This is a genomic window from Chelativorans sp. Marseille-P2723, assembly GCF_902809845.1.
Taxonomy (GTDB): Bacteria; Pseudomonadota; Alphaproteobacteria; order Rhizobiales; family Rhizobiaceae; genus Chelativorans.
The window spans coordinates 728448-749723 of sequence record NZ_CADDWI010000013.1 but is presented as its reverse complement, the minus strand read 5'-3'; the positions used below and the strand labels follow the sequence as shown (position 1 = coordinate 749723).

20 protein-coding genes, 1 tRNA gene and 2 pseudogenes are annotated in these 21276 nt (G+C 59.7%); 9 read left to right on the top strand and 14 right to left on the bottom strand.

The genetic code is table 11. The features are described from left to right. Position 1 precedes the first annotated feature (1 nt). Genes HUS57_RS14960 through HUS57_RS14950 form a run of 3 tightly spaced genes read right to left on the bottom strand, consistent with a single transcriptional unit; the run spans position 2 to position 2098 of the window. The gene (locus HUS57_RS14960; protein ID WP_173934689.1) at positions 2 to 790 is read right to left on the bottom strand and encodes an enoyl-CoA hydratase; all 789 of its coding nucleotides are present in this window, start codon (positions 788 to 790) and stop codon (positions 2 to 4) included. Positions 791 to 807: 17 nt separating this feature from the next. After that, a complete protein-coding gene (locus tag HUS57_RS14955; protein WP_173934688.1) occupies positions 808 to 1473 on the bottom strand; it encodes a flavin reductase family protein in 666 nt (221 codons plus the stop codon). Between the two features lie 19 nt (positions 1474 to 1492). Next, positions 1493 to 2098: a glutathione S-transferase N-terminal domain-containing protein gene (locus HUS57_RS14950; protein WP_173934687.1), complete on the bottom strand. Its 606-nt coding sequence runs from the start codon at positions 2096 to 2098 to the stop codon at positions 1493 to 1495. A 1110-nt stretch (positions 2099 to 3208) separates the two neighbouring features. Here HUS57_RS14950 and HUS57_RS14945 point away from each other — a divergent pair. Then, positions 3209 to 4382, top strand: a pseudogene (locus HUS57_RS14945) (integrase core domain-containing protein). Positions 4383 to 4424: 42 nt separating this feature from the next. On the opposite strand, the gene HUS57_RS14940 reads toward HUS57_RS14945, so the two are convergent. Next, positions 4425 to 4501 (bottom strand) — tRNA-Arg (locus HUS57_RS14940). A gap of 445 nt (positions 4502 to 4946) precedes the next feature. On the opposite strand from HUS57_RS14940, the gene HUS57_RS14935 reads away from it, so the two are divergent. After that, positions 4947 to 5579 carry a hemolysin III family protein gene (locus HUS57_RS14935; protein WP_173934686.1) on the top strand — a complete coding sequence of 211 codons (633 nt, stop codon included), beginning with the start codon at positions 4947 to 4949 and terminating at the stop codon, positions 5577 to 5579. A 183-nt stretch (positions 5580 to 5762) separates the two neighbouring features. On the opposite strand, the gene HUS57_RS14930 is transcribed toward HUS57_RS14935, so the two are convergent. From HUS57_RS14930 to cueR, 4 genes are all read right to left on the bottom strand, one after another. Continuing rightward, positions 5763 to 6095 carry a cupredoxin domain-containing protein gene (locus tag HUS57_RS14930; protein ID WP_173934685.1) on the bottom strand — a complete coding sequence of 111 codons (333 nt, stop codon included), beginning with the start codon at positions 6093 to 6095 and terminating at the stop codon, positions 5763 to 5765. Beyond that, positions 6092 to 6619 carry a DUF4142 domain-containing protein gene (locus HUS57_RS14925; protein ID WP_173934684.1) on the bottom strand — a complete coding sequence of 176 codons (528 nt, stop codon included), beginning with the start codon at positions 6617 to 6619 and terminating at the stop codon, positions 6092 to 6094. Before HUS57_RS14925 ends, HUS57_RS14930 begins: the two co-directional genes overlap by 4 nt. 70 nt (positions 6620 to 6689) lie before the next feature. Next, positions 6690 to 7379, bottom strand: a complete 690-nt coding sequence (locus HUS57_RS14920) for an RNA polymerase sigma factor (protein WP_173934683.1) — start codon at positions 7377 to 7379, stop codon at positions 6690 to 6692. A 223-nt stretch (positions 7380 to 7602) separates the two neighbouring features. Next, positions 7603 to 8004: a Cu(I)-responsive transcriptional regulator gene (gene cueR / locus HUS57_RS14915; protein WP_173934682.1), complete on the bottom strand. Its 402-nt coding sequence runs from the start codon at positions 8002 to 8004 to the stop codon at positions 7603 to 7605. A 192-nt stretch (positions 8005 to 8196) separates the two neighbouring features. On the opposite strand from cueR, the gene HUS57_RS14910 reads away from it, so the two are divergent. Further along, positions 8197 to 8826, top strand: coding sequence for a L,D-transpeptidase (locus tag HUS57_RS14910; RefSeq protein ID WP_173934681.1), 630 nt, complete (start codon positions 8197 to 8199; stop codon positions 8824 to 8826). Positions 8827 to 8970: 144 nt separating this feature from the next. Here HUS57_RS14910 and HUS57_RS14905 read toward each other — a convergent pair whose 3' ends face one another. From HUS57_RS14905 to trpS, 3 genes are all read right to left on the bottom strand, one after another. Continuing rightward, positions 8971 to 9537 (bottom strand): NifU family protein, encoded by a 567-nt coding sequence (locus HUS57_RS14905; protein WP_173934680.1) that lies wholly within the window; start codon positions 9535 to 9537, stop codon positions 8971 to 8973. Positions 9538 to 9633: 96 nt separating this feature from the next. After that, positions 9634 to 10125, bottom strand: coding sequence for a universal stress protein (locus HUS57_RS14900; protein WP_173934679.1), 492 nt, complete (start codon positions 10123 to 10125; stop codon positions 9634 to 9636). 104 nt (positions 10126 to 10229) lie between these two features. Further along, on the bottom strand, positions 10230 to 11297 hold the full coding sequence (gene trpS / locus HUS57_RS14895; protein ID WP_173934678.1) for a tryptophan--tRNA ligase: 1068 nt from the start codon (positions 11295 to 11297) through the stop codon (positions 10230 to 10232). Positions 11298 to 11478: 181 nt separating this feature from the next. On the opposite strand from trpS, the gene HUS57_RS14890 reads away from it, so the two are divergent. The 6 genes and pseudogenes from HUS57_RS14890 (at position 11479) to HUS57_RS14865 (ending at position 18594) form a co-directional block, all read left to right on the top strand. Beyond that, a complete protein-coding gene (locus tag HUS57_RS14890; protein ID WP_173934677.1) occupies positions 11479 to 12378 on the top strand; it encodes a LysR family transcriptional regulator in 900 nt (299 codons plus the stop codon). A 94-nt stretch (positions 12379 to 12472) separates the two neighbouring features. Further along, the gene (locus tag HUS57_RS14885) at positions 12473 to 12946 is read left to right on the top strand and encodes a formate dehydrogenase subunit gamma (protein ID WP_173934676.1); all 474 of its coding nucleotides are present in this window, start codon (positions 12473 to 12475) and stop codon (positions 12944 to 12946) included. Beyond that, positions 12943 to 14548, top strand: a pseudogene (locus tag HUS57_RS14880) (NADH-quinone oxidoreductase subunit NuoF). Before HUS57_RS14885 ends, HUS57_RS14880 begins: the two are co-directional and overlap by 4 nt. Before the next feature lie 11 nt (positions 14549 to 14559). Then, positions 14560 to 17433 (top strand): formate dehydrogenase subunit alpha, encoded by a 2874-nt coding sequence (gene fdhF, locus HUS57_RS14875; protein WP_173934675.1) that lies wholly within the window; start codon positions 14560 to 14562, stop codon positions 17431 to 17433. An 86-nt stretch (positions 17434 to 17519) separates the two neighbouring features. Beyond that, on the top strand, positions 17520 to 18341 hold the full coding sequence (gene fdhD, locus HUS57_RS14870; protein WP_173934674.1) for a formate dehydrogenase accessory sulfurtransferase FdhD: 822 nt from the start codon (positions 17520 to 17522) through the stop codon (positions 18339 to 18341). Further along, on the top strand, positions 18331 to 18594 hold the full coding sequence (locus HUS57_RS14865; RefSeq protein WP_173934673.1) for a formate dehydrogenase subunit delta: 264 nt from the start codon (positions 18331 to 18333) through the stop codon (positions 18592 to 18594). The genes fdhD and HUS57_RS14865 overlap by 11 nt, the downstream gene beginning before the upstream one ends. A 76-nt stretch (positions 18595 to 18670) precedes the next feature. On the opposite strand, the gene HUS57_RS14860 is transcribed toward HUS57_RS14865, so the two are convergent. The 3 genes from HUS57_RS14860 to dut all read right to left on the bottom strand — a co-directional run bounded on the left by HUS57_RS14860 (position 18671) and on the right by dut (position 21127). Beyond that, positions 18671 to 19177: a DUF892 family protein gene (locus HUS57_RS14860; RefSeq protein ID WP_173934672.1), complete on the bottom strand. Its 507-nt coding sequence runs from the start codon at positions 19175 to 19177 to the stop codon at positions 18671 to 18673. A 553-nt stretch (positions 19178 to 19730) separates the two neighbouring features. Beyond that, the gene (locus HUS57_RS14855) at positions 19731 to 20546 is read right to left on the bottom strand and encodes an isocitrate lyase/phosphoenolpyruvate mutase family protein (RefSeq protein WP_173934671.1); all 816 of its coding nucleotides are present in this window, start codon (positions 20544 to 20546) and stop codon (positions 19731 to 19733) included. A 95-nt stretch (positions 20547 to 20641) separates the two neighbouring features. Next, positions 20642 to 21127 (bottom strand): dUTP diphosphatase, encoded by a 486-nt coding sequence (gene dut / locus HUS57_RS14850; RefSeq protein WP_173934670.1) that lies wholly within the window; start codon positions 21125 to 21127, stop codon positions 20642 to 20644. Positions 21128 to 21276 lie beyond the last annotated feature (149 nt).

Sequence of the window (21276 nt, the reverse complement as noted above, 5' to 3'; positions counted from 1 at the left end):
CTTATCCCTTTGCCCGCTCAATTGCCTCGGCAAGACCTGATCCGCGATTGCGGGCGAACTCATCACTTACGTGGGAAAGCTGATGCAGATCGAAATGAGCCGAAAGGGCGGTGCGGAATCCCTGCGCGTCGAAGCTGCGGTTAAGCGAACGCTTGACCAGCCTCAAAGCGAAAGGCGGAGTTTCGGCAATTTTTTGCGCCAGCGCCATGGTTTCATCCTCAAGCGTCTCACGGGCAACAACCCTGTTGACCATGCCAATTGCATGCGCTTGCTCTGCGGTCATGCGTTCGCCCGTGAAAAGAAACTCCTTGGCGCTGCGCAGCCCCATCACCCACGGGTGTACCAGCACTTCCACAGCAGCCGCGGACAGGGTCCGCACCACCGGGTCGGCGAAGAAGGCATCATCAGAGGCCACGAGCAGATCGCACATGTTCGCCACCATGAATCCACCGGCGACGCACGCACCCTGGACACGCGCGATTGTGGGCTTGGGGCAGTCCCAGATCCTTAACGCGTAGTCGAAATAGCGCCGCTCTTCATACGCCCAGCGCTCTTCAACCGTGAAATTCTGGCGCTCGCGTTGCGCTTCCTTCAAATCATGGCCCGCCGAAAAATGGGGGCCATTTCCGCCGATGATGATGGCGCGGACATCCGGGTCCGCTACTGCCTTCGCGAGCGCGCTGTCCATTTCATCCAGCAGACGTTTACTCTCGGCGTTGCGGGCTTCCGGACGGTCGTGAAGAATGAGGGCGACGGCCCCTTCGACGCGATATTCGATATCGTGAAACATAGTGTTTCTTCCTCCGCTCAGGGTGTTTGCGAAGCTTGCCGATGCGCCTGCGGCTCATCGTGGGTGGCGGCATAGCGGCGCGAGCCCTCATGCAGCGGCGTCATCTCGACGACAGGGCCTATAGGCGCATAGCGAGGGCCGGCGATACGTGCCAACGGTCGCAAGGTGTCGGTTGCGATCTTGCCATCAACAACCAGATCATCGCGCACGTAAAAATGCACGATGCGGCCAACGACGAGTTCCGCTCCCTTTTCGCCAAATTCTATGATCCGTTCCAATCGACACTCCATCGCGGCGGGCGCGGCAGCAATGCGCGGCACGGCGACGACATGAGAAGCCGCGCAGTCAAGACCGAGAAGCTCTGGCTCACTGATGTCAGGCGGATATTCAGCAGAGCTGCCATGCACCGCCTCCACAAGGCTTTCATCGGCGATGTTGACGACGAACTCGCCATTTCGCTGCACGTTGCGCAACGTATCCTTCAGCCCGCTGGAGCGCCGGGTGATGCTGATGCCAATGATCGGCGGAATGGTCGACAGGAAGGTGAATGCGCTGAAAGGTGCAAGGTTGACCGTTCCCTCGCTGCCATGCGTCGTCACCCAGGCTATGGGGCGCGGCACGATCAGGCCCGTCATCAGCTTGTAGATTTGATCCTCTGACAAATCCGCGGCAAGGAAATCCATGACAATATCCCCTAGGCAGTCAGCAAAGATCCGCGGTCGCGCGATGGGAAGAGCGCTGCTCCCAGAAAGCGAACCACTGCGCCAGACCTGGGTGATCCGTGCGCCAGCCGATTTCCGCCAACCGGAAATCAAGATAGCCGAGCGCCGTCGCCAAAGTGATTGCGCCCAGGTCGACTGTGCTCCCCCGCGATGAAATGCCTGATGCAAATGCTTCAAGCGCGGAGGTGATCTTTGCGTGCTGAGCGGCGATCCACTGCGAAGAGCGATGAGCCTCATCACGCAACAGCGTCTCAAGACGAATGAGAACGGCAGCATCCATGAGGCCGTCCGCGAGTGCCTGGTCCCGCAAGACCTTCAACCGTGCCCGGCCATCCTGCGGAATTAGCTTGCCGCCGGCACGCATGTTTAACAGTTCGCAAATTACGGAACTGTCATAATACGACTCGCAATCATCGACCAATGTTGGAACCTGACCGAGAGGGTTTAACTTCACCAATGGCGGAAGCCGCTTGAACGGGTGAAGATCGCATCGCTCCAGCTCGATCTGATCCGCGATATCGAGCTCGTAGGCACAAATCATGACTTTGCGCACGAAAGGCGATGTTGGTGTTGCATAAAGCTTCATTCGCATTATTCGTCTGCCTTCCCCGATAGTCTGCAACACCGCACTGGATATCTATCTGGCGGTGTAACAAGGCCATCTGACTTCAGGAAGGCTGCGCCTGCTTTTTCAATTCCATCATGTAGAACTCCGCTTTTTACGACCTCCCCGGCAAGGCAAGATAGGCCAAAGTTTGGCGCGGAGAGTACCCGCTTCTTTCCGTTGGGAGTATCGCAGGGTAGATGAATCCGACAGCTCCTCGCCTTCTATCAACGCGAATGTTCGATAAAGACAGCCATTTAGTTCGCTACACTGGGCAATGTTGTTCTAGATTGGTTATTGAAATCGGCCCGAAGTTCGGTTCCCGTTGAACAGGTTGCAGCGATCAACCATAATATGTCACCACGCGCCCAGGACGCGGAGGGGAGAGCATACAGGATTTCCATTCCCGGCACCGGAGCATCAGCGATTCTGGGCGCCCACATTCGGCCCACCTGCACGAGGCGTCCATGGGTGAGAAGGCAATCGATGCGTCGCCTGGCCTGCTTGGCGCGCCGGCCATCTCGTCAGTACGTTATGGGCACTGCCGGACTTCCGACAAGTGAACCGCTCTTTCATGGTTCTGAGTTCATCGGTGTTATTATGCGCAGTGCCACGGGCACGGTTGTAGCCCCTGACGGCGCCTGGCATCACGCGAAGCGGCGGCCACCTCTGTCGGACAGCGGGCTTATTTGTCATTCCTGAACACGCCGGAGCCGCAGGGTCGTTATTTCACCAACCTATGCTTTCGAGGTGATGGTAGGTATCGGATGTCTGATCGCTTCGGTAATCCGACGGAGCGTGGTGCTGATGCTGCTCTGTGGTCTGCGGCCGCCCTTCACGCAGGTGAATGGCGGCCATATTCTTGCCCCTGCCATGTTCCCAAAGCTCTACGCAGGCAACGCCTGAGCCATGTAGCAATCGTTCCACCTGCTCGCTGGCCACTATGTGGGACGTTTCTGTATGAGGCGATCTGATTGTTCAGGCGCGAAGTACCTAAAGGTTGTAACGCGACGGTGACCTTCCCGGCACATAGGTCACAGGTTATTCCGGACACATAGGTTACACATTTCGCTCTTTGCGGAGGATCGCGAGGTGCCGTGGAAGGAGTGTAGCCTAATGGACGAACGTGTGAAGTTCATTGCCCGCCTGCTTGACGGCGAGACAATGTCGGCGGTCTGCCGGGAGTTCGGCATCTCGCGCAATACGGGTTATAAGCTGCTGCAACGCTACCGCGACAGCGGCCTGCACGGATTGACGGACCGGTCTCGGCGGCCGGTGCGCTACGCCAACCAGTTGCCCGAGCAGATCGAGCGTCTGATCGTCGAGAGCAAGAAGGATAAGCCACACTCGGGCGCGCGCAAGATCCGGGAGTTGCTGGTCAGAAAGCTGGCTGGCGACGTGCGTATTCCGGCCAGGAGCACGGTGCATGCCGTGCTCGACCATCACGGCCTTGTAAGCCGGGCCCGCAAGAGGCGCAGAGCGAACAAGGCCGAGGGCACTCCGCTGTCGCACTGCTCTCCCAACGATCTGTGGTGCGCGGACTTCAAGGGCGAGTTCAAGACCGGCAATGGCCGTTATTGTTACCCCTTGACCGTCACTGACCAGGTCTCGCGCTATCTGCTTGCCTGCTAAGCTCTTGAATCGACCAAGGAGACGCCGGTCATCGAAGCCTTCGTTCGCCAAAGGAGCGTGGCCTGCCCGACGCCATCAAAAGCGACAACGGACTGCCGTTTGCCTCCCCCAACGGGCTTTACAACCTGTCCAAGCTGTCGGTGTGGTGGCTCAGGCTCGGCATCGAGATCGAACGGATCAAGCCGGGCAACCCGCAGCAGAACGGCCGCCATGAACGCATGCACCGGACCCTGAAGCAGGAGACTGCTCGGCATGAACATTCTTCAGCAGCAGGACCGCTTCGAAAGATTCGTCAGCGAGTTCAACGAGGAACGGCCGCACCAGGCGCTCAATATGGCTTGCCCTGCCGAGCGCTACAACCCATCGCCGCGACCCTATCGCGGATTACCGGAGCTCGACTATCCCTTCCATGACAGGGACATTCTCGTCACCGCATGCGGCCGCATCTGCATGGCAAGAAAGAAGATCAACGTCTCGAACGTGCTGGCGGGCCAGACTCGGAATCAAGGAGGTCGACGACGGCATATGGCTCGTCAGCTTCATGGACTACGATCTGGGATAGATCGGCCTGGAACAGAGGACCTTACAGACAATCGACAACCCGTTCGGCACGAGGTTGTCACCCATGTCTTAGGTAAAGCCTGTTACCTATGTCTCAGGGCCGACAGTACCGAAATGGCGCACCCGACAGGATTCGAACCTGTGACCTCTGCCTTCGGAGGGCAGCACTCTATCCAGCTGAGCTACGGGTGCATGGGCCTTGAGGGCCGTGCGGGCCTTCATAACTGAAGGCGCCACCCGCTTCAATGCGGAAAGTGCGATTTCGATTAAAGGCGGAGCTCAAGAACCCGGATTCCTCACCGCGCCGCAGCAGCGAACTCAGCCAATCGGCGCGCTCGGAATGGGCCTCCATTGGCCCCTGCGAAGCAATGACCGGACCGCGCACGTTCGGGACCGCCAGAATAATCGCAGTTGTCTCGCCGCACCTTGGACCCGGCTTTTACCGAACTGATGCTCATGCGTGTCGGATAGATTCGAGCGCCAGCGCCCTCTGCCAGGAGCACTCTTCAGCCGGACTTTCCCCATGTTGGTGTCGCTAAGGATCAAACCGAGCTGGCTTGCGTTCTATGTACTTTCCAGCAGGTGCACGCCGGCGGCCGCACGCCGGCGTGCGTCAAAATACGGGAGGGAAGAACGCATGGACGAGATTCCCTGGCATTATGATCGCGCGGAGTCTTTTGCCGATGGCGTTATTCACGTGATTGGCGTGCTTCTCGCCGTCACGGGCGCCGCCGCCCTGCTCATCGTCATGGCCTGGGGCGCCGAGACGGATATCGCCATCGCCACTTCCATCTACGCCTTAACCCTGGTTACCACCCTGTCGATATCCGCGCTCTACAACATGTGGCCGGTAAGCCCCCTGAAGTGGCGGCTGCGCAAATATGACCATGCGGCAATATATCTTCTCATTGCCGGCACCTACACGCCCTTTGCCCTCCGGATGGACGCAACCGGGGCGTGGCTTCTGGCATGGGTGTGGACGGTCGCTGCATTCGGCATGGTCCTGAAGATCGCGTTTCCGAAACGCTTCGCGAGGCTCGCGATACCCTTGTATCTAGGTTTGGGATGGAGCGGGATAGCACTGGTCAAGACGATGCTGGCGAGTCTTTCGCCAACCGTCGTATGGCTTCTAATTCTAGGTGGCGCCGCCTATTCGGTCGGCGTCGTCTTTCACCTTTGGCGGAGCCTGAGATTCCAAAATGCGATCTGGCACGCATTTGTGCTTAAAGGGGCAATCATCCACTATTCGGCCGTGATTGCGGCAGTGTGAAGTGAGAAGAGGCGGCCAGATTCAGCGGCCGCCTCTTGCCTTGTCGCCTTGGCGCTTGGGCCGCCTCCAGGGGAGTTGGCCGTTTTCTGATCATTCCAATTTCCTGGAGCCTTGAATGATCCAAGTCTTTGCTTTGTCGCACTTCCAGACGGAAAGCTGTGTATCTTCTCCTGGAACTGTATGCTAACCGACAATAGTGATTCTGCCGGTCATGTTGGGGTGAAAGCGGCAGTAATAGTCCACCGTGTCTCCCACCTCCGCTTGCCTGGTTGCGGTTTGGCCTGGTGGTATCATCACCTCCCATTTGTCCCTCACAGTGGCAGTGTGAGGCATACGGTCCTTGTTGATCCACTCGATCGTCTCCCCGGCCCGGACTTCGATTTGGGCAGGCTGGAATGTCAGATTCTCGATCGTGACGTGGACCGTGCCATTATGCGCACGAGCCGGTATGCCCCCGGCCAGAACTGCGGCCCCGCCAGCAAACAGCAGTTGCCGCCGATGAAGAATCGCCTTCATTTCAGTTCACCCGCAATCTGTTCAGCGTGCTGCTGGTGGCCTTGAAACAGCTTCAACCCCGTTTCCAGGAAACTCTTCAGCTCCTCGTTCTCCGCGGATGGAATCAGCACGGTTTCAAGTGCGTCATTGACCTGCGCATGGAACGCCACCTCGTTCTCGATATAGGCCTGGTCAAAATCCGCTCCTTCAAGTTCAGCCAGTTCCGCACGCTTTGTCTCGGCCGCGCTCATCAAAGATTGGCTTGTCGGATTGTCCTCGGGAGTGACGCCCAGCTTCTCAACGAGAGCAAGCGCCTGCGCGTTCACCGCCTCATGATCGTTGACCATGCTCTGCGCAAAATCCAGCACAGCCTGGGTCTCCGATTTGGAGAGCGCCAGCTTGGCAGCCTCAATGTCGATGGCGCCAGCAGTATAAGCTATGTGCGCTATCTGCGGATCACTGGGCGCGTCCTGGGCATGAGCCCCGACAGCACCGCCGAAAAGCAACGCGGCGCTCGCACCGATAATTACGAGATAGGACCTCATCGAAGCCTCCTGTCCCGGCCATTAGCCGAGATCTGCTAGAGTTGACGTCGGATTGGATGCCGCAAAGGCATCAAGGTCCCCGCGAAGCGATCTTTTTCATCACAATTGCCGTCAGCCTTTCGCAACGCTTACCCGCAAACGGAAATGCATCGAGGAGAAGTGGGCCAATCTGCGCCTCCAGCCCGCGCCTAAGCAATGTTCGGGCGCGATGGAGGCGTGTCTTGACCGTACCTGCTTGCAGGTTTAGCGCAGCAGCCGTTTCAGCAACGCTCAAGCCTTCAATGACGCGGGCAACGAAGACAAGACGATAAACTTCTGGCAGATCGTCGCATGCCCGCTCGACCAACTGAAGGAGCTGTCTTTGAGCCATGGTGCGCTCCGGGTCGTCCGTGGAAAGTGCTCCAGGAAAAGGGATAATGGCTGCTTGGTGTGTCCCGGCAAGTTCAGCGTGCAGTTTCATGAACCTGCGTTGACGGCGCAGCCGCCCAAGAGCCTCATTGATGGTGATGCGGGAAAGCCAGGTGGCAAGCGAAGCATCACCGCGGAAACAATCCAGCGCGGCAAACGCCTTCAGGTAAGCTTCCTGCAACACTTCCTCGGCCACTTCGTCATTGCGCACGATGGCGCGCGCCAGCCGATAGAGGCGCTGGTTGTAACGCCGGATGATAGTCCTGATCGCGTCTGGATGTTTCGCCTGTGCTCGAAGTACCAGCTCGTCGTCCGGCTGTTGATCTCGAACACGCTCGATTATTGCAGCCATGCCTTCCTCCCATCATCGCTATCCGATGCCGCAGGCTGCGAAAGGTTCCCTGATGAATAGAAGTTTCCACTACTGCCACCTTCGGATTGGGAAAAGCGGCTACTTATCACACAGAGTTCCGCGGATCAGATGAACCGCACTCGCTTCTGGCGGCACTTCCACGCTGTCAGGTATGCCCGGCACATCAACCCTGTTACACGGACGATTGGCTGTCCGGACGCCTCTAGCCATTGTGAGCGCCTTCGCCGGCAATATCTTCCAGGATCGGGCAGTCCGGCCGCTGGTCGCCATGGCAGGAGGCGATCAGCTTTTGCAGCGTCGCACGCATCCCTTCAAGTTCGCAAATTTTTGCCTCAATCGCTGCCACATGAGCGGTGGCGATGCGCAAGACATCCTGGCTCGCGCGTCCCTTATCATCGTAGAGTGCGAGAAGGTGGCGGCATTCCATTATCGAAAAGCCCAGCCCACGCGCCCTTTTCAGAAAAGTCAGCCGGTGGATGTCGTCTTCCGCGTAGGACCGATAGCCGTTCCCTAAGCGGGCGGGCATGACAAGCCCGATGTCCTCGTAGTATCGGATCGTCTTTGCCGGAAGACCGGAGCGCCGGGCTGCCTCTCCAACGTTCATGCGATTTTAACCATGTGCGCTGCTATCTGGAGCAGGATGATTCCATGAGATGACGAAACGCAAGCGAAAGGTCATCACGGAGTCAGTCCAACGTTAAAAAGCGTGTCAAAGAGTTCATCCGCATTTCATGGGTGGCGGCGCAGATGCTTGAGAGTGGGGCATTTGCAGGATTGGCACAGGACAAATTTCTTCATGAGATCAAAAGTCTTATTTCTGCCGGTCATCATGGCATTCGTAACAGCGTTGGCCGGTTGCACGCCCACGGCAATGGAGGGCCGCAACGTCTTCTCCTCCGATTATCGTGCCGTCTCGGATGCCGGCTATCACCTTCCCCGGGTTCCCATATCGAAAGTGCCGAAGAAGTATCACCGGCAGGTCGTCACCTTCGAGACAAAGGAGAAGCCCGGCACCATCATCGTCGATACGCGGGAAAAGTTTCTCTATCTGATACTGGATGGAGGCAAGGCCCTGCGCTACGGCATCGGCGTCGGCCGCGAAGGATTTCAGTGGTCGGGCGTTGCGCATGTCGCCATGAAGCGGGAATGGCCGACATGGACGCCCCCGGCAACCATGATCCGCCGTCAGCCGGAACTTGCCCGATGGGCGAAGGGAATGCCTCCGGGCCTCGCCAACCCCCTTGGGCCGCGTGCACTTTACCTTTTTCAGGACGGACGCGACACCCTTTATCGCCTGCACGGCACACCCGAATGGTATTCGATCGGGCAAGCCACCTCTTCCGGGTGCATACGCCTCATGAACCAGGATATTATCGATCTTTACAAGCGCACCAGGATTGGTGCAAAAGTAATAGTGAAGCGGTAAGAACCGTCTCGGGAACAGTGCGGGTGGTCGCCCGCCATAAAAAAGCCGGGCCTTGGGGCCCGGTTTCTTTTTTCCTCCGCCCCTTCTATTTGCCGACAAAGAAACCTTCTACTTGCCGGCAAAGAAAATAACGCTAGCGGGCCCTCAGATTATTTGCTCAACGTGCTCGACTTCGGGCACGAAATGGTGAAGCAGGTTCTGGATGCCATGCTTGAGCGTCGCGGTCGATGATGGGCATCCCGCGCAAGCGCCCTTCATGTGTAGGAACACCGTTCCCTTTTCGTAGCCGCGGAAGGTGATGTCGCCGCCATCCTGCGCCACCGCTGGGCGGACCCGCGTTTCCAGCAGCTCCTTGATCGTGGCGACTATCTCCTCATCTTCCTCGCTGTAAAACTCGTCGTGATCCGCTTCGTGCCGGGACTCGTTGGAGGCCATCACGGGCTGCCCCGACATGAAGTGCTCCATGATCGTCCCCAGAATGGCGGGCTTCAGATGCTGCCATTCAGCGTCTTCCTTGGTCACGGTGATGAAGTCGAAGCCGAAAAACACCCCGGTTACGCCCGGCACCTCGAAAAGGCGTGCAGCCAGCGGTGAAGCCGCTTGTGCAGTCTCGTAGTCGCGAAAATCGGCCGTGCCCTGTTCAAGCACCACCCGGCCCGGCAAGAACTTGAGCGTTGCGGGATTTGGGGTTGCTTCTGTCTGGATGAACATCGCAGAACTCCGTGGGTGCCGAATTTGGAATAATTCTAAGATAGGCGGAAGCCCGCCGTTGATCAAGCGTCAACGCATATAGGAGGGCTGGCCCCGCTATGCCAGGCTTTCAAGCTCCTCATCCGTAAGATTGTGCGGCACGACCGTAACGGGAATGGGAAACGCCGCGCCCTTCCCCGCGATCGCGGTGACCAGAGGTCCCGGCCCTTCCTTGGCGTTGCTCGCTCCCAGAACCAGTATTGCGATATCCTGATCTTCCTCGATCAGCTGATGGATCTCCTCCACCGTCTTTCCCTCACGCACCACGAGTTCCGGCTCGATGCCAATGGTCTCGCGTATCCTGACGGCTTGATCGTTAAGCGCCTTCTGGGCATTGTCCATTGCCTCCTCGCGCATGATCTGCTCGACGCCGAGCCAGTGCTGGAAATCGCCGGGCTCGATCACGAAGAGAAGCACCAGGGAGCCGTTCGTCGCATGGGCCCGTCGGGCCGCGTAAGCGACCGCGCGGTCGCATTCCGGCGTGCCATCAACGATGGCAAGGAACTTGCGCTTGTGACCGGCTTGCCGGCTGAGACGTTTGGAAACCATACATGTCCCTTCTTCCAGAACGAGGACAGCCGCAGTGGCGCACTCTGCCACCAGCCGAGGCCGACGGCAAGCGCAACCGGAGAGCTTGACATATCCTCCTGCTATCAGTCCGCTAGGAGTCCCACGATCTCGTAAACCTTCTTCATGGTCTCCTCGGCTCTCTGGCGAGCACGCTCGCCGCCTTCCCGAAGGACGCCGTCGACATAGCCAAGATCGGCGGAAATACGCCGCATCTCGGCATTGATGGGCGCCAGCGTCTCCACTGCGAGTTCGGCAAGGGCCGGCTTGAATTCCGAGAACTGCTTGCCACCGAATTCCGCGATCACCTTCTCCCGCGAGATGCCCGCAAGCGCGGCATAAATGCCAACTAGGTTATCCGCCTCCGGCCGCCCCACAAAACCTTCAATGTCGCCCGGAAGCGGTGCCGGATCCGTCTTTGCCTTGCGGATCTTGCGGACTATCGTGTCGGCATCGTCGGTCAGGTTGATGCGAGAAAGGTCGGACGGGTCCGACTTGGACATTTTCTTGGTGCCGTCGCGAAGGCTCATCACGCGTGTAGCCGAACCTTCAATCAGCGGTTCTGTAAGGGGGAAAAAGCCGTTTACCGCCTCTTCGCCGACCTGCATCTCCACCCCGTATCCGAGCTCGGCAATACGGTGAGAGAAGTCATTGTTGAACTTCTGGGCAATGTCACGGGTCAGCTCCAGATGCTGCTTTTGATCATCACCCACCGGCACATGGGTCGCACGGTAGACGAGAATGTCGGCCGCCATCAGGCTCGGATAGGCTAAAAGTCCCAAAGACGCGTTCTCGCGGTCCTTGCCGGCCTTGTCCTTGAACTGCGTCATCCGGTTCATCCAGCCGATGCGGGCAACGCAATTGAATACCCAGGCAAGCTCGGCGTGCTGCGGAACACGCGACTGGTTGAAAATAATGTTTTTCTCCGGATCGAGACCGCAGGCGAGAAACGCCGCTGCAATCGAGCGCGTCTGCTCCTTGAGGTCGTCATGCACAAGCGTCGCCGTCAGGGAATGCAGGTCCACCACGCAGTATATGCAGTCGTGGCTATCCTGGAGTGCGACAAATTTCTGAAGGGCACCCAGATAGTTGCCGAGATGGAGATTGCCGGTGGGCTGCACGCCCGAAAAGACCAGTTGCTTGAATTCGCTCATCGAAGTCCCTCGACAGCCCTGACATCTGCGCAGTGGAAAAACGCGTGGTGCTTATGAACGAGCGACCGGGAGCAATCAAGTGCACGCTGGGGCGCAAGCAGCGTGTAATTGGCATGATAGCCGTTGATTTTGGCGCCGCTCGCGTGGATCAATGGCCGGAAACGTAATGTGACGGCGGCGCATGATCGACAAGCTGGAATTCTTCATCGCACTGGCGCGGGAGCGTCATTTCGGCCGCGCGGCGGAAGAGATGGGCGTCACCCAGCCGACGCTTTCAGCGGCGATCAAGCAGCTCGAAGATCAGCTTGGCGTCATGCTGGTCCAACGTGGCTCACGTTTCCAGGGGCTGACGCCGGAAGGGCAGCGCGTCCTCGAATGGGCGCGGCGCATTGTCGGTGACGCGCGCACCATGCGCGAAGAGATGCGAGCGGCAACGAGGGGCCTTTCCGGTCACGTGCGAATGGCCGCCATCCCCACGGCGCTCGCCATGGTGCCGTGGCTGACGACGCCCTTCCGCCAGAAGCATCCGGAAGTCACTTTTTCGGTGATCTCCTGCACTTCGCTCCAGGTTCTTTCGCGGCTGGAAAATTTCGACATCGATATCGGCATCACCTATCTCGACAATGAACCGCTCGGGCGCGTAACAGCCGTGCCTCTCTATAGCGAGCGGTACCAACTTATCACCGCAGCGGGAAACCGCTTTTCAGACCGCAAAACTGTTACGTGGGCGGAAGTGGCCGATTTGCCGCTATGCCTGCTGACACCAGACATGCAGAACCGCCGCATCATCAACAAGCATCTGGAGGAGGCCGGGACCAGCGTTCAGCCGACGCTTGAATCCAACTCCATGATTCTGCTCTTCTCCCACATCCGTACAGGAAAATGGGCATCCATCATGCCCCTTAACCTGGCGGAGATGCTCGGTCTTTCCGAACCCATCCGGGCGATCCCGATCGTGGAGCCGGATGCAAGCCATCTGGTGGGAGTGGTGGCCGCCGAGCGGGAGCCGCATACGCCAATGGTTTCCGCCCTGCTCTATGAGGCAGGGCTCGCAGCGGAGAATTTCGCGCGGTCCCGATAGAAATTTTCTATCGAGCGACGAATATGCTATATTGATACAAGACGATGAACCCGTATTTCTCTGGTAAGAACAAGTCCAGGGAGGGCGCTGCGCAATGCAGCATGCAGGTACCGAAATCGTCTCCGCCGTGTCGCCGATCATTGAACGCTGGAGACATGAAGAAGGGCCGCTCCTGCCGATCCTGAACGGGATCCAGCGGGAGTTTGGCTATGTGCCGCGCGAGGCGCTGCCGTTGATCGCGGATGCGCTGAATCTCAGCCGCGCAGAGGTCTATGGCGTCGTCTCTTTCTATCACGATTATCGCGAAAACCCGCCCGGTCGGCATGTGCTGAAGCTTTGCCGCGCGGAGGCGTGCCAATCGATGGGCGGCGACCTCGTGGCGGAAAGGCTGCAAAACCTTCTTGGCGTCAAATTCGGAGAGACCGCCGGCGACGGGTCGGTGACGCTGGAGGCGGTTTATTGCCTGGGCCTGTGTGCCTGTGCCCCCTCGGCTATGCTCGACGGCGAAGTGATCGGCAGGCTTGATGGTGAGAAGGCCGAGGAGATCGTGCGGGAGGTGCGGGCATGACAGCGAAGATCTACGTTCCACGCGATTCCGGCGCGCTGGCGCTCGGCGCTGAGAAGGTGGCCACGGCCATCGCCAGAGAGCTCGGCCTGCGCGGAATCGAGGCACAGATCGTGCGCAATGGCTCGCGCGGGCTCTATTGGCTGGAGCCGATGGTCGAGGTGGAAACACCGGCCGGGCGCGTGGCTTACGGTCCGGTGAAGCCGTCGGACGTTCCTTCGCTCTTCGATAGCAATTTCCTTTCAGGCGGTCCGCACCCACTGTTCCTCGGCAAGCCGGAGGAGATCCCCTTCCTTGCGCGCCAGACGCGGCTCACCTTCGCGCGCTGCGGCATCACCGATCCGGTATCGCTCGAAGATTACCAGGCGCATGGCGGCCTTCGAGGCCTGCGCAACGCGCTTTCCATGGCACCGCTTCAGATCGTGGAGCAGGTGACGGAATCAGGCCTGCGCGGACGCGGCGGCGCGGGATTTCCCACCGGCATCAAGTGGAAAACGGTTCTCGATACCCGCGCAGCACAGAAATACATCGTCTGCAATGCTGATGAAGGTGATTCCGGCACCTTTGCCGACCGCATGATCATGGAAGGCGATCCCTTCGTGCTGATCGAGGGGATGGCCATAGCGGGGATCGCCGTCGGGGCGACCAAGGGCTACATCTATCTGCGCTCGGAATACCCACATGCGGAGCAGGTGCTGAACGAGGCCATTGCCGCAGCGCGGAAGGCGGGCGTATTAGGCAGCAGCGTGCTCGGATCGCAATATGCTTTCGATATGGAAGTGCGCGTGGGTGCGGGAGCCTATGTCTGCGGCGAGGAGACGGCGCTGCTCGACTCGCTCGAAGGCAAGCGCGGCATGGTGCGCGCGAAGCCGCCGCTGCCGGCGCATGAGGGCTTGTTCGGCAAGCCCACCGTCATCAACAACGTGATCTCGCTCGCCTCCGTGCCCATCATCATGGATAAGGGCGCGGCCTACTACCGCGACTTCGGTATGGGCCGCTCGCGCGGAACGATCCCGATTCAGATTGCCGGCAATGTAAAGCATGGCGGCCTTTTCGAAGCCGCCTTCGGCCTGACGCTCGGCGAGATCGTGGACGATATCGGCGGCGGGACGGCCACGGGCCGGCCTCGGCGAGATCGTGGACGATATCGGCGGCGGGACGGCCACGGGCCGGCCGGTGCGCGCAGTGCAGGTGGGCGGGCCGCTCGGGGCCTATTTCCCGCGCGCCCTCTTCGATACGCCGTTCGATTATGAGGCTTTCGCCGCCAAGGACGGCCTCATCGGCCATGCGGGCATCGTCGTGTTCGACGACACGGTTGATATGCTGAAGCAGGCACGCTTCGCCATGGAGTTCTGCGCGGTGGAAAGCTGCGGCAAGTGCACGCCCTGCCGCATCGGTTCGACCCGCGGCGTCGAGGTGCTCGACCGGCTCGCAAATGGCATCGAGCCCGCAAGGCAGATCGAGATTGTCGAGGATCTCTGCGAGACGATGAAATTCGGCTCTCTTTGTGCCCTGGGTGGCTTCACGCCCTACCCCGTTATGAGCGCGCTCACCCACTTCCCCGAGGACTTCCGCCCTCAGCCCGTGCGGCAAGCCGCGGAGTAGGAGGAACAACCATGTGCTTCGTGAACGAGATGGACTACGGCACCCCCGCCTCGAAATCGGACAAGTCCGTTACGCTCAGCATCGACGGCAAGGACGTCACGGTGCCCGAGGGCACGTCCATCATGCGAGCCGCTCGCATGGCCGGCATCGAGGTGCCCAAGCTCTGCGCAAACGACATGGTGAAGGCTTTCGGCTCCTGCCGGCTCTGCCTGGTGGAGATCGAAGGACGCGGCGGCACGCCGGCCTCCTGCACTACGCCCGTCGCGGAAGGAATCAAGGTTTCGACGCGCACGGACCGGGTGCAAGCTATCCGCCGCGGCATCATGGAACTCTATATGTCCGACCATCCGGCGGACTGTCCGGCCTGTGCGGCGGGCGACTGCGAGATGGTCGCGATGGCCGAGACGGTGGGGCTGAAAGAGATCCGCTTCGGCCGCGAGGGTGCAAACCATATCTGGCCGGCGCATGACGGCGTCGCCAACCCGCATTTCATGGAGCCGGACCTCTCCAATCCCTATTTCGCCTATGATGCCTCGCAATGCATCGTCTGCTCGCTTTGCGTCCGCGCCTGCGAGGAGCAGCAGGGCACTTTTGCGCTGGCTGTTGAGGGCCGCGGTTTCGAGAGCCGGATATCTGCCGGCATGCACGAGCCTTTTCTGGAATCCGAATGCGTATCCTGCGGTGCCTGCGTGCAGGCCTGCCCCACCGGCGCGCTGCGCGAAAAATCCGTCATCGAGATGGGCATGCCGGAATGGTCCACCGTCACGACTTGTGCCTATTGCGGCGTCGGCTGCTCCTTCAAGGCTGAGATGAAGGGCGAGGAAGTCGTGCGTATGGTCCCCTGGAAGGAGGGTAAGGCCAACCGCGGCCATTCCTGCGTGAAGGGCCGGTTTGCCTACGGCTATGCCACCCATAAGGACCGCATCCTCAACCCCATGATCCGAGAGAAGATCACGGACCCGTGGCGCGAGGTCACGTGGGAAGAAGCTTTTGCCCATGTGGCGAAGGAATTCCGCCGCATCCAGTACCAGTATGGCCGAGGTGCCATCGGCGGCATCACCTCCTCCCGCTGCACGAACGAGGAGACCTATCTGGTCCAGAAGCTGGTGCGGCAGGGCTTTGGCAACAACAATGTCGACACCTGCGCGCGCGTCTGCCATTCGCCCACCGGATATGGGCTGAAGACCACCTTTGGCACCTCAGCCGGCACGCAGGATTTCGATTCGGTGGACCATGCCGGTGTGGTGATGATCATCGGCGCCAACCCTACCGATGCGCATCCCGTTTTCGCCTCAAGGCTGAAGAAGCGGCTGCGCGAGGGCGCAAAGCTCATCGTTATCGATCCACGCAGGATCGAGCTTGTTCGCACGCCGCATGTGGAGGCCACCTATCACCTGCCGCTCCGCCCCGGAACCAACGCAGCCATTCTCAATGCGCTGGCCCATGTGGTCGTCGCCGAAGGTCTCGTGGATGAGGCTTTCATCCGCGAGCGCTGCGAATGGGACGAGTTCCAGGACTGGGCTGAGTTCGTGATGCAGCCGGAAAACAGCCCGGAAGCGGTGGAAAAGTTCTCCGGGGTTCCGGCCGAGACCATCCGCGGGGCGGCCCGGCTATACGCGACCGGTGGCAATGGGGCGATCTATTACGGCCTCGGCGTGACGGAGCACAGCCAGGGCTCGACCACCGTCATGGCTATTGCCAATCTGGCGATGGCGACCGGCAATATCGGCCGTCCCGGCGTGGGCGTGAACCCATTGCGCGGGCAGAACAACGTGCAGGGCTCGTGCGATATGGGCTCCTTCCCTCACGAATTGCCGGGCTACCGCCACATTTCGGAGGACGCGACGCGCGCGATCTATGAAGCGATGTGGGGCGTGAAGCTCGATGACGAGCCGGGCCTGCGCATCCCCAACATGCTCGACGCGGCGGTGGAAGGATCCTTCAAGGGACTTTACATCCAGGGCGAGGACATTCTTCAGTCCGACCCCAACACGAAGCATGTCGCCGCCGGCCTAGCCGCCATGGAATGCGTCGTCGTGCACGACCTCTTTCTCAACGAGACGGCCAATTACGCGCATGTCTTTCTGCCAGGCTCGACCTTCCTTGAGAAAGACGGCACCTTTACCAATGCCGAGCGGCGCATCAACCGCGTGCGCAAGGTAATGGAGCCCAAGAACGGTTATGCCGACTGGGAGGTGACGCAGAGGCTCGCCCAGGCCATGGGGCTGGACTGGAATTACCAGCATCCATCGGAGATCATGGCCGAAATCGCCGCCACAACGCCGAGCTTCGCCGGCGTCAGCTTCGAGCTGCTCGAACGGGAAGGCTCCGTACAGTGGCCGTGCAACGAGAACGCGCCCACCGGAACGCCGGTCATGCATGTGAATGGCTTCGTGCGCGGCACGGGCAAATTCATACGCACAGCCTATATCGCAACTGACGAAAAGACGGGACCGCGCTTCCCGCTGCTGCTGACCACTGGCCGAATTCTTTCGCAATACAATGTCGGCGCGCAGACGCGACGCACGGAGAACGTCGTCTGGCACGACGAGGATTTGCTGGAGATTCACCCCTTCGACGCGGAAAACCGCGGCATTCGCCAGGGCGATTGGGTGAAGCTTGCAAGCCGGGCAGGCGAGACAACGCTGAGGGCACACATTACCGATCGCGTGGCGCCCGGAGTGGTCTATACCACGTTCCACCACCCCGACACCCAGGCCAATGTGGTCACCACGGAGTATTCCGACTGGGCGACAAACTGCCCGGAATATAAGGTGACGGCCGTGCAGGTGACACCCTCAAACGGGCCGACGGAGTGGCAGAGAGATTATGATGAGCATTCCCGCCGGAGCCGCCGCATCGTGCATGTGGAGGCGGCGGAGTAGCGCGTGATGTCGAACTGTCACGGCTCCCATGACAAATGCTGCCGGGCACTAATGCATATGCCGGTCGAAGCGGAGGAGGCTATCGGATGACCTCTCCCCTTTCGCGGGTGCTGCGCACCGCTCAACGGCCGGAAGGCGCACGCATGGCGGCACGCATCGTGCCACAGGAGACAGCGGTTGCTCTTTCCTATGGCGGGACGACCCACGCCGTGATGATGGCCACTCCCGGAAATCTGGAAGACTTCGCGCTCGGCTTCAGCCTGACGGAAGGCATTATCGCTTCTCCCGACGAGATCGAAACTGTAGCCATCGAGAAGCTGGATAAGGGATACGACGTGCAGATCCGGCTCAGAGAGACTGCGGGGGAGCGCCTTGCGGCGCGGCGGCGAAGGCTGGCGGGACCGGTGGGCTGCGGCCTTTGCGGCATCGAATCCATTGAAGAGGCAATGCGTGTCGCGCCGAACGTTGCGGATAATCCCCTGCAGCTTACTATTGATGACATTGTGCGGTCGGTAGAGCTTCTCTCCGAAAGACAGCCGCTACACAGACGCACAGGCGCTGTCCATGCCGCCGGCTTTTACGTATCTGGTCGTGGCATCGTGATAGCGCGCGAAGACGTGGGCCGGCACAATGCACTCGACAAGTTGGTCGGCGCGCTTGCCAGGGCCGGCATTGACGGGAAGAGCGGAGCAGTAGTTATCACCAGCCGCGTGTCTGTTGAGATGGTGCAGAAGGCGGCAGCGCTTGGCTCACCCTTTATTATTGCCATTTCGGCCCCGACCTCGCTTGCCATCGGAACGGCGGATGATAGCGGCATGACGCTGGTAGCGCTGGTAAGGGGGAGCGAGTTCGATATCTTTACCCACGGGCAACGGATCAAAACGGGGACAGCGAGTCATGCTCAATGAGGCGGATAACAAAACGAGCAGGGACAAGCTTATCTATATGGCGAACCAGATCGCCGGATTTTTCGCCACTATGAAGGATGCCGAAGCGGCGGACGGCGTAGCCGACCACATCAACAAGTTTTGGGAGCCTCGTATGCGCCGGCAGCTGCTGCAGATCATTGAAGAAGGCGGAACTGGCCTGAAGCCTCAGGTGTTGCAGGCCGCGCCTAAAGTCAGACGTCCAAAACAAGCCAGTGAGGAGCCGGGCAGATAGGCTTTCTCCGATATGTCCTGCTCTCCGTTTCCGCGGAACGGAAACGGAGAGCGGATGCACATGGAAAGGACCGCCGCTATCGTGCGGCTGCCATATTGATCCGGGTTTCGGCAAGCTCGGTCAGCTTTTCGTCGGTGGCTTTTTCCTCAGCGAGGTTCAGCTCCAGGAGTTCAGCACTGTCATCGAGCCCGAGTTGGTTGGCCCAGGTGATGAGCGTGCCGTAGCGGGTGATTTCGTAATGCTCGACTGCCTGCGCAGCCGCTATAAGCGCCGCGTCGAGTACCTGCTGGTCTTCAACCTCGCCGGCGATCTCGTTGGCTTCCTGGATGATGCCGTCGATAGCCGGGCAGTCGACACCGCTTGGCTCCATGTCCATCAGGCGGAACACCTCCTCAAGATTGCGCACATGCCCTTCGCTTTCCCTCAGGTGCTGCTCGAAACCCTGCTTTAGCTGCGTATCGCCCGCCTTCTCGATCATTTTCGGGAGCGCCTTCAAGATCTGGTTTTCGGCATAGTAGATGTCCTTGAGCGTATGGACGAAGAGATCGTCCATCGTTTTGATGTCCTTGGAAAACAGACCCATTGTCTTTGTCCTCTTGTTATTGCTTGGTTGCGGCCCGGTGCGGCGCGGCCGCCCGGCTACTCTTCCAACAAGGGGGCAGGCTGCTCTGTTCCACGCCTGCCGGTGGCTTTCTTTCGTAGGAGGAGGTCTTCTGACCGTGGCAGTTTTGACACATCCCAACGATGTCTTGGCGTGCCACGATTATGCCGGAATAAACTCTCCATTTCGCCATGGAGGAGCGGCTTCATTCGTTGCACTGTTCACAAAGCATTCATGAGCTTTGTGCTACAGATTTGTTTCAGGTGGGGCTGGCAGAGCCAAGGTTAGAAACCATGGGGTTGAGTAAGCTTCTTGTTGGCAGCGTATTAGCCATTCGTGATTTCTTCGCGCCGCGTTATCATCCTGAGCGTCACTACATGCGTGGGCCAGGCCCTGCCTGTGCACGGCGCGCGCGCGTTGCGGCGGCCAAGCATGGCTGCGGTGAGGGTGAGGGCATGACAACAGCGGACCCGGCAGCGCTCTCGTCTGCCTCACAGCAGCCACTAAATGCCCCAAGCCGATCGGGGATGACGGCTCACCTTTTGTCCGAGAACATCTCCTGCAGCCTGGAAAAGGGCAACGCTCCTTCAGCGAATGTGAAGGTGCCGCTGCTCAATATTTCCCTTGCTGCGCGTTCGATTGAGCCGAATGCAAAACTGGTGAGCTTTGAGCCCAGCGAGACGCGGCTCACGCCGGCTTCAGCCAGTTCGCTCACCGAAAAGTCGGCTGTGGCAAGCACATTGACCGGACGGCTGACCGCCTCGCAGACAGCGCGTACCTGCGCAATCTCCGAAAGGCCCGGCGCATAGAGCACATCGGCGCCTGCCTTCTCGAACGCCTGAAGCCTGCGGATGGTATCGTCGAGATCGGCGCGGCCGTGCAGGAAATTTTCCGCCCTTGCGGTGAAAACGAAGTCCCGCATCAAGGCCCTCGCGGCCTCGCTCGCTGCGGCCACCCGCTCAACAGCAAGCGAGAAGTCATAGATCGGGTTAGCCGGGTCCCCAGTGTAGTCCTCGATCGAGCAGCCGGCCAGGCCGGCTGCCTCGGCCGCAAGAATAGTTTCGGCGGCGCTGTCCGGGCTATCGCCCTTGCCATGCTCCAGATCAGCAGAGACGGGTAGAGGCGTTGCCGCAACTATCTCGCGACAATGGGCTATCATTTCCTCAAACCCGACGCCGCCATCCGGCAGCCCGCGAGAAAAGGCAAAGCCAGCGCTCGTTGTGGCTAGCGCCTTGAAGCCGAGCGAGGCAAGCAGCTTCGCCATGCCGATGTCAGACGGGTTGGGAATGACGAAAGCGCCATCCGCCTCATGGAGCGCGCGAAAGATCGAGCCGATATCCGTCAGCACCATCCCCCTTATCAATCCTGAGGATGATGAAGCGGCTGAACCCGCCGCCGTGTCAAGATGGGCAATTAGGTAAATGGCAAACGGAAGAATGAAGAGCGTCAGGCTACCCCGGTGGAACCGAAGCCACCCGCTCCGCGCTCGGTATCGCCTGCGCTTGAGCGCTCCTCGATCCTTGCCTGGGTGACGGGCGCGATGATCAGCTGCGCAATACGCATGCCGCGCGTGATGGAGAAATCCTCCTCGCCCAGATTGGCCAGCAGCACCTGTACCTCGCCACGATAGTCGCTGTCGATCGTTCCCGGCGTGTTGAGGCAGGTCACACCATGCTTGAGCGCAAGGCCGGAGCGCGGGCGCACCTGTCCCTCGAAACCCTCTGGGATTTCGAGGATGAAGCCGGTAGGCACCAGCACGCGCTTGCCCGGCAGAAGGATGATCTGGCGGTCCTCGGCTAGGGCCGCGCGCAGGTCCATCCCCGCTGCACCGGGAGACTCGTAGGAGGGCGGCGGCAAGCCATCAGAATGGGGCAGGCGCACAATGCCAACAATGGGCCCAAGAACCGGCATGGATATGGAGGAACGAGACATGCTTCCTATCTGGCGCGAGCGGCTGCATGCGTCAATTCAGCAACCGTCGGAACGACGGTCTTATTAACGCCTTTCCAGGTTTATCATCCGGCTCTTTGTACAGCGGGGAGAAGAGCACCATATACAACCGTTTTCCATCGACAGCGCGT

What these genes read in the sequence shown, in the direction of transcription:
- HUS57_RS14950 (WP_173934687.1), bottom strand. Translation starts at nt 2,098, where the DNA reads ATGAAGCTTTATGCAACACCAACATCGCCTTTCGTGCGCAAAGTCATG.
- HUS57_RS14930 (WP_173934685.1), bottom strand. Translation starts at nt 6,095, where the DNA reads ATGAAGGCGATTCTTCATCGGCGGCAACTGCTGTTTGCTGGCGGGGCC.
- HUS57_RS14920 (WP_173934683.1), bottom strand. Translation starts at nt 7,379, where the DNA reads ATGGCTGCAATAATCGAGCGTGTTCGAGATCAACAGCCGGACGACGAG.
- HUS57_RS14910 (WP_173934681.1), top strand. Translation starts at nt 8,197, where the DNA reads ATGAGATCAAAAGTCTTATTTCTGCCGGTCATCATGGCATTCGTAACA.
- HUS57_RS14960 (WP_173934689.1), bottom strand. Translation starts at nt 790, where the DNA reads ATGTTTCACGATATCGAATATCGCGTCGAAGGGGCCGTCGCCCTCATT.
- HUS57_RS14890 (WP_173934677.1), top strand. Translation starts at nt 11,479, where the DNA reads ATGATCGACAAGCTGGAATTCTTCATCGCACTGGCGCGGGAGCGTCAT.
- HUS57_RS14900 (WP_173934679.1), bottom strand. Translation starts at nt 10,125, where the DNA reads ATGGTTTCCAAACGTCTCAGCCGGCAAGCCGGTCACAAGCGCAAGTTC.
- HUS57_RS14855 (WP_173934671.1), bottom strand. Translation starts at nt 20,546, where the DNA reads ATGGTGCTGACGGATATCGGCTCGATCTTTCGCGCGCTCCATGAGGCG.
- fdhF (WP_173934675.1), top strand. Translation starts at nt 14,560, where the DNA reads ATGTGCTTCGTGAACGAGATGGACTACGGCACCCCCGCCTCGAAATCG.
- fdhD (WP_173934674.1), top strand. Translation starts at nt 17,520, where the DNA reads ATGACCTCTCCCCTTTCGCGGGTGCTGCGCACCGCTCAACGGCCGGAA.
- HUS57_RS14935 (WP_173934686.1), top strand. Translation starts at nt 4,947, where the DNA reads ATGGACGAGATTCCCTGGCATTATGATCGCGCGGAGTCTTTTGCCGAT.
- HUS57_RS14955 (WP_173934688.1), bottom strand. Translation starts at nt 1,473, where the DNA reads ATGGATTTCCTTGCCGCGGATTTGTCAGAGGATCAAATCTACAAGCTG.
- HUS57_RS14925 (WP_173934684.1), bottom strand. Translation starts at nt 6,619, where the DNA reads ATGAGGTCCTATCTCGTAATTATCGGTGCGAGCGCCGCGTTGCTTTTC.
- cueR (WP_173934682.1), bottom strand. Translation starts at nt 8,004, where the DNA reads ATGAACGTTGGAGAGGCAGCCCGGCGCTCCGGTCTTCCGGCAAAGACG.
- HUS57_RS14865 (WP_173934673.1), top strand. Translation starts at nt 18,331, where the DNA reads ATGCTCAATGAGGCGGATAACAAAACGAGCAGGGACAAGCTTATCTAT.
- HUS57_RS14860 (WP_173934672.1), bottom strand. Translation starts at nt 19,177, where the DNA reads ATGGGTCTGTTTTCCAAGGACATCAAAACGATGGACGATCTCTTCGTC.
- dut (WP_173934670.1), bottom strand. Translation starts at nt 21,127, where the DNA reads ATGTCTCGTTCCTCCATATCCATGCCGGTTCTTGGGCCCATTGTTGGC.
- HUS57_RS14905 (WP_173934680.1), bottom strand. Translation starts at nt 9,537, where the DNA reads ATGTTCATCCAGACAGAAGCAACCCCAAATCCCGCAACGCTCAAGTTC.
- trpS (WP_173934678.1), bottom strand. Translation starts at nt 11,297, where the DNA reads ATGAGCGAATTCAAGCAACTGGTCTTTTCGGGCGTGCAGCCCACCGGC.
- HUS57_RS14885 (WP_173934676.1), top strand. Translation starts at nt 12,473, where the DNA reads ATGCAGCATGCAGGTACCGAAATCGTCTCCGCCGTGTCGCCGATCATT.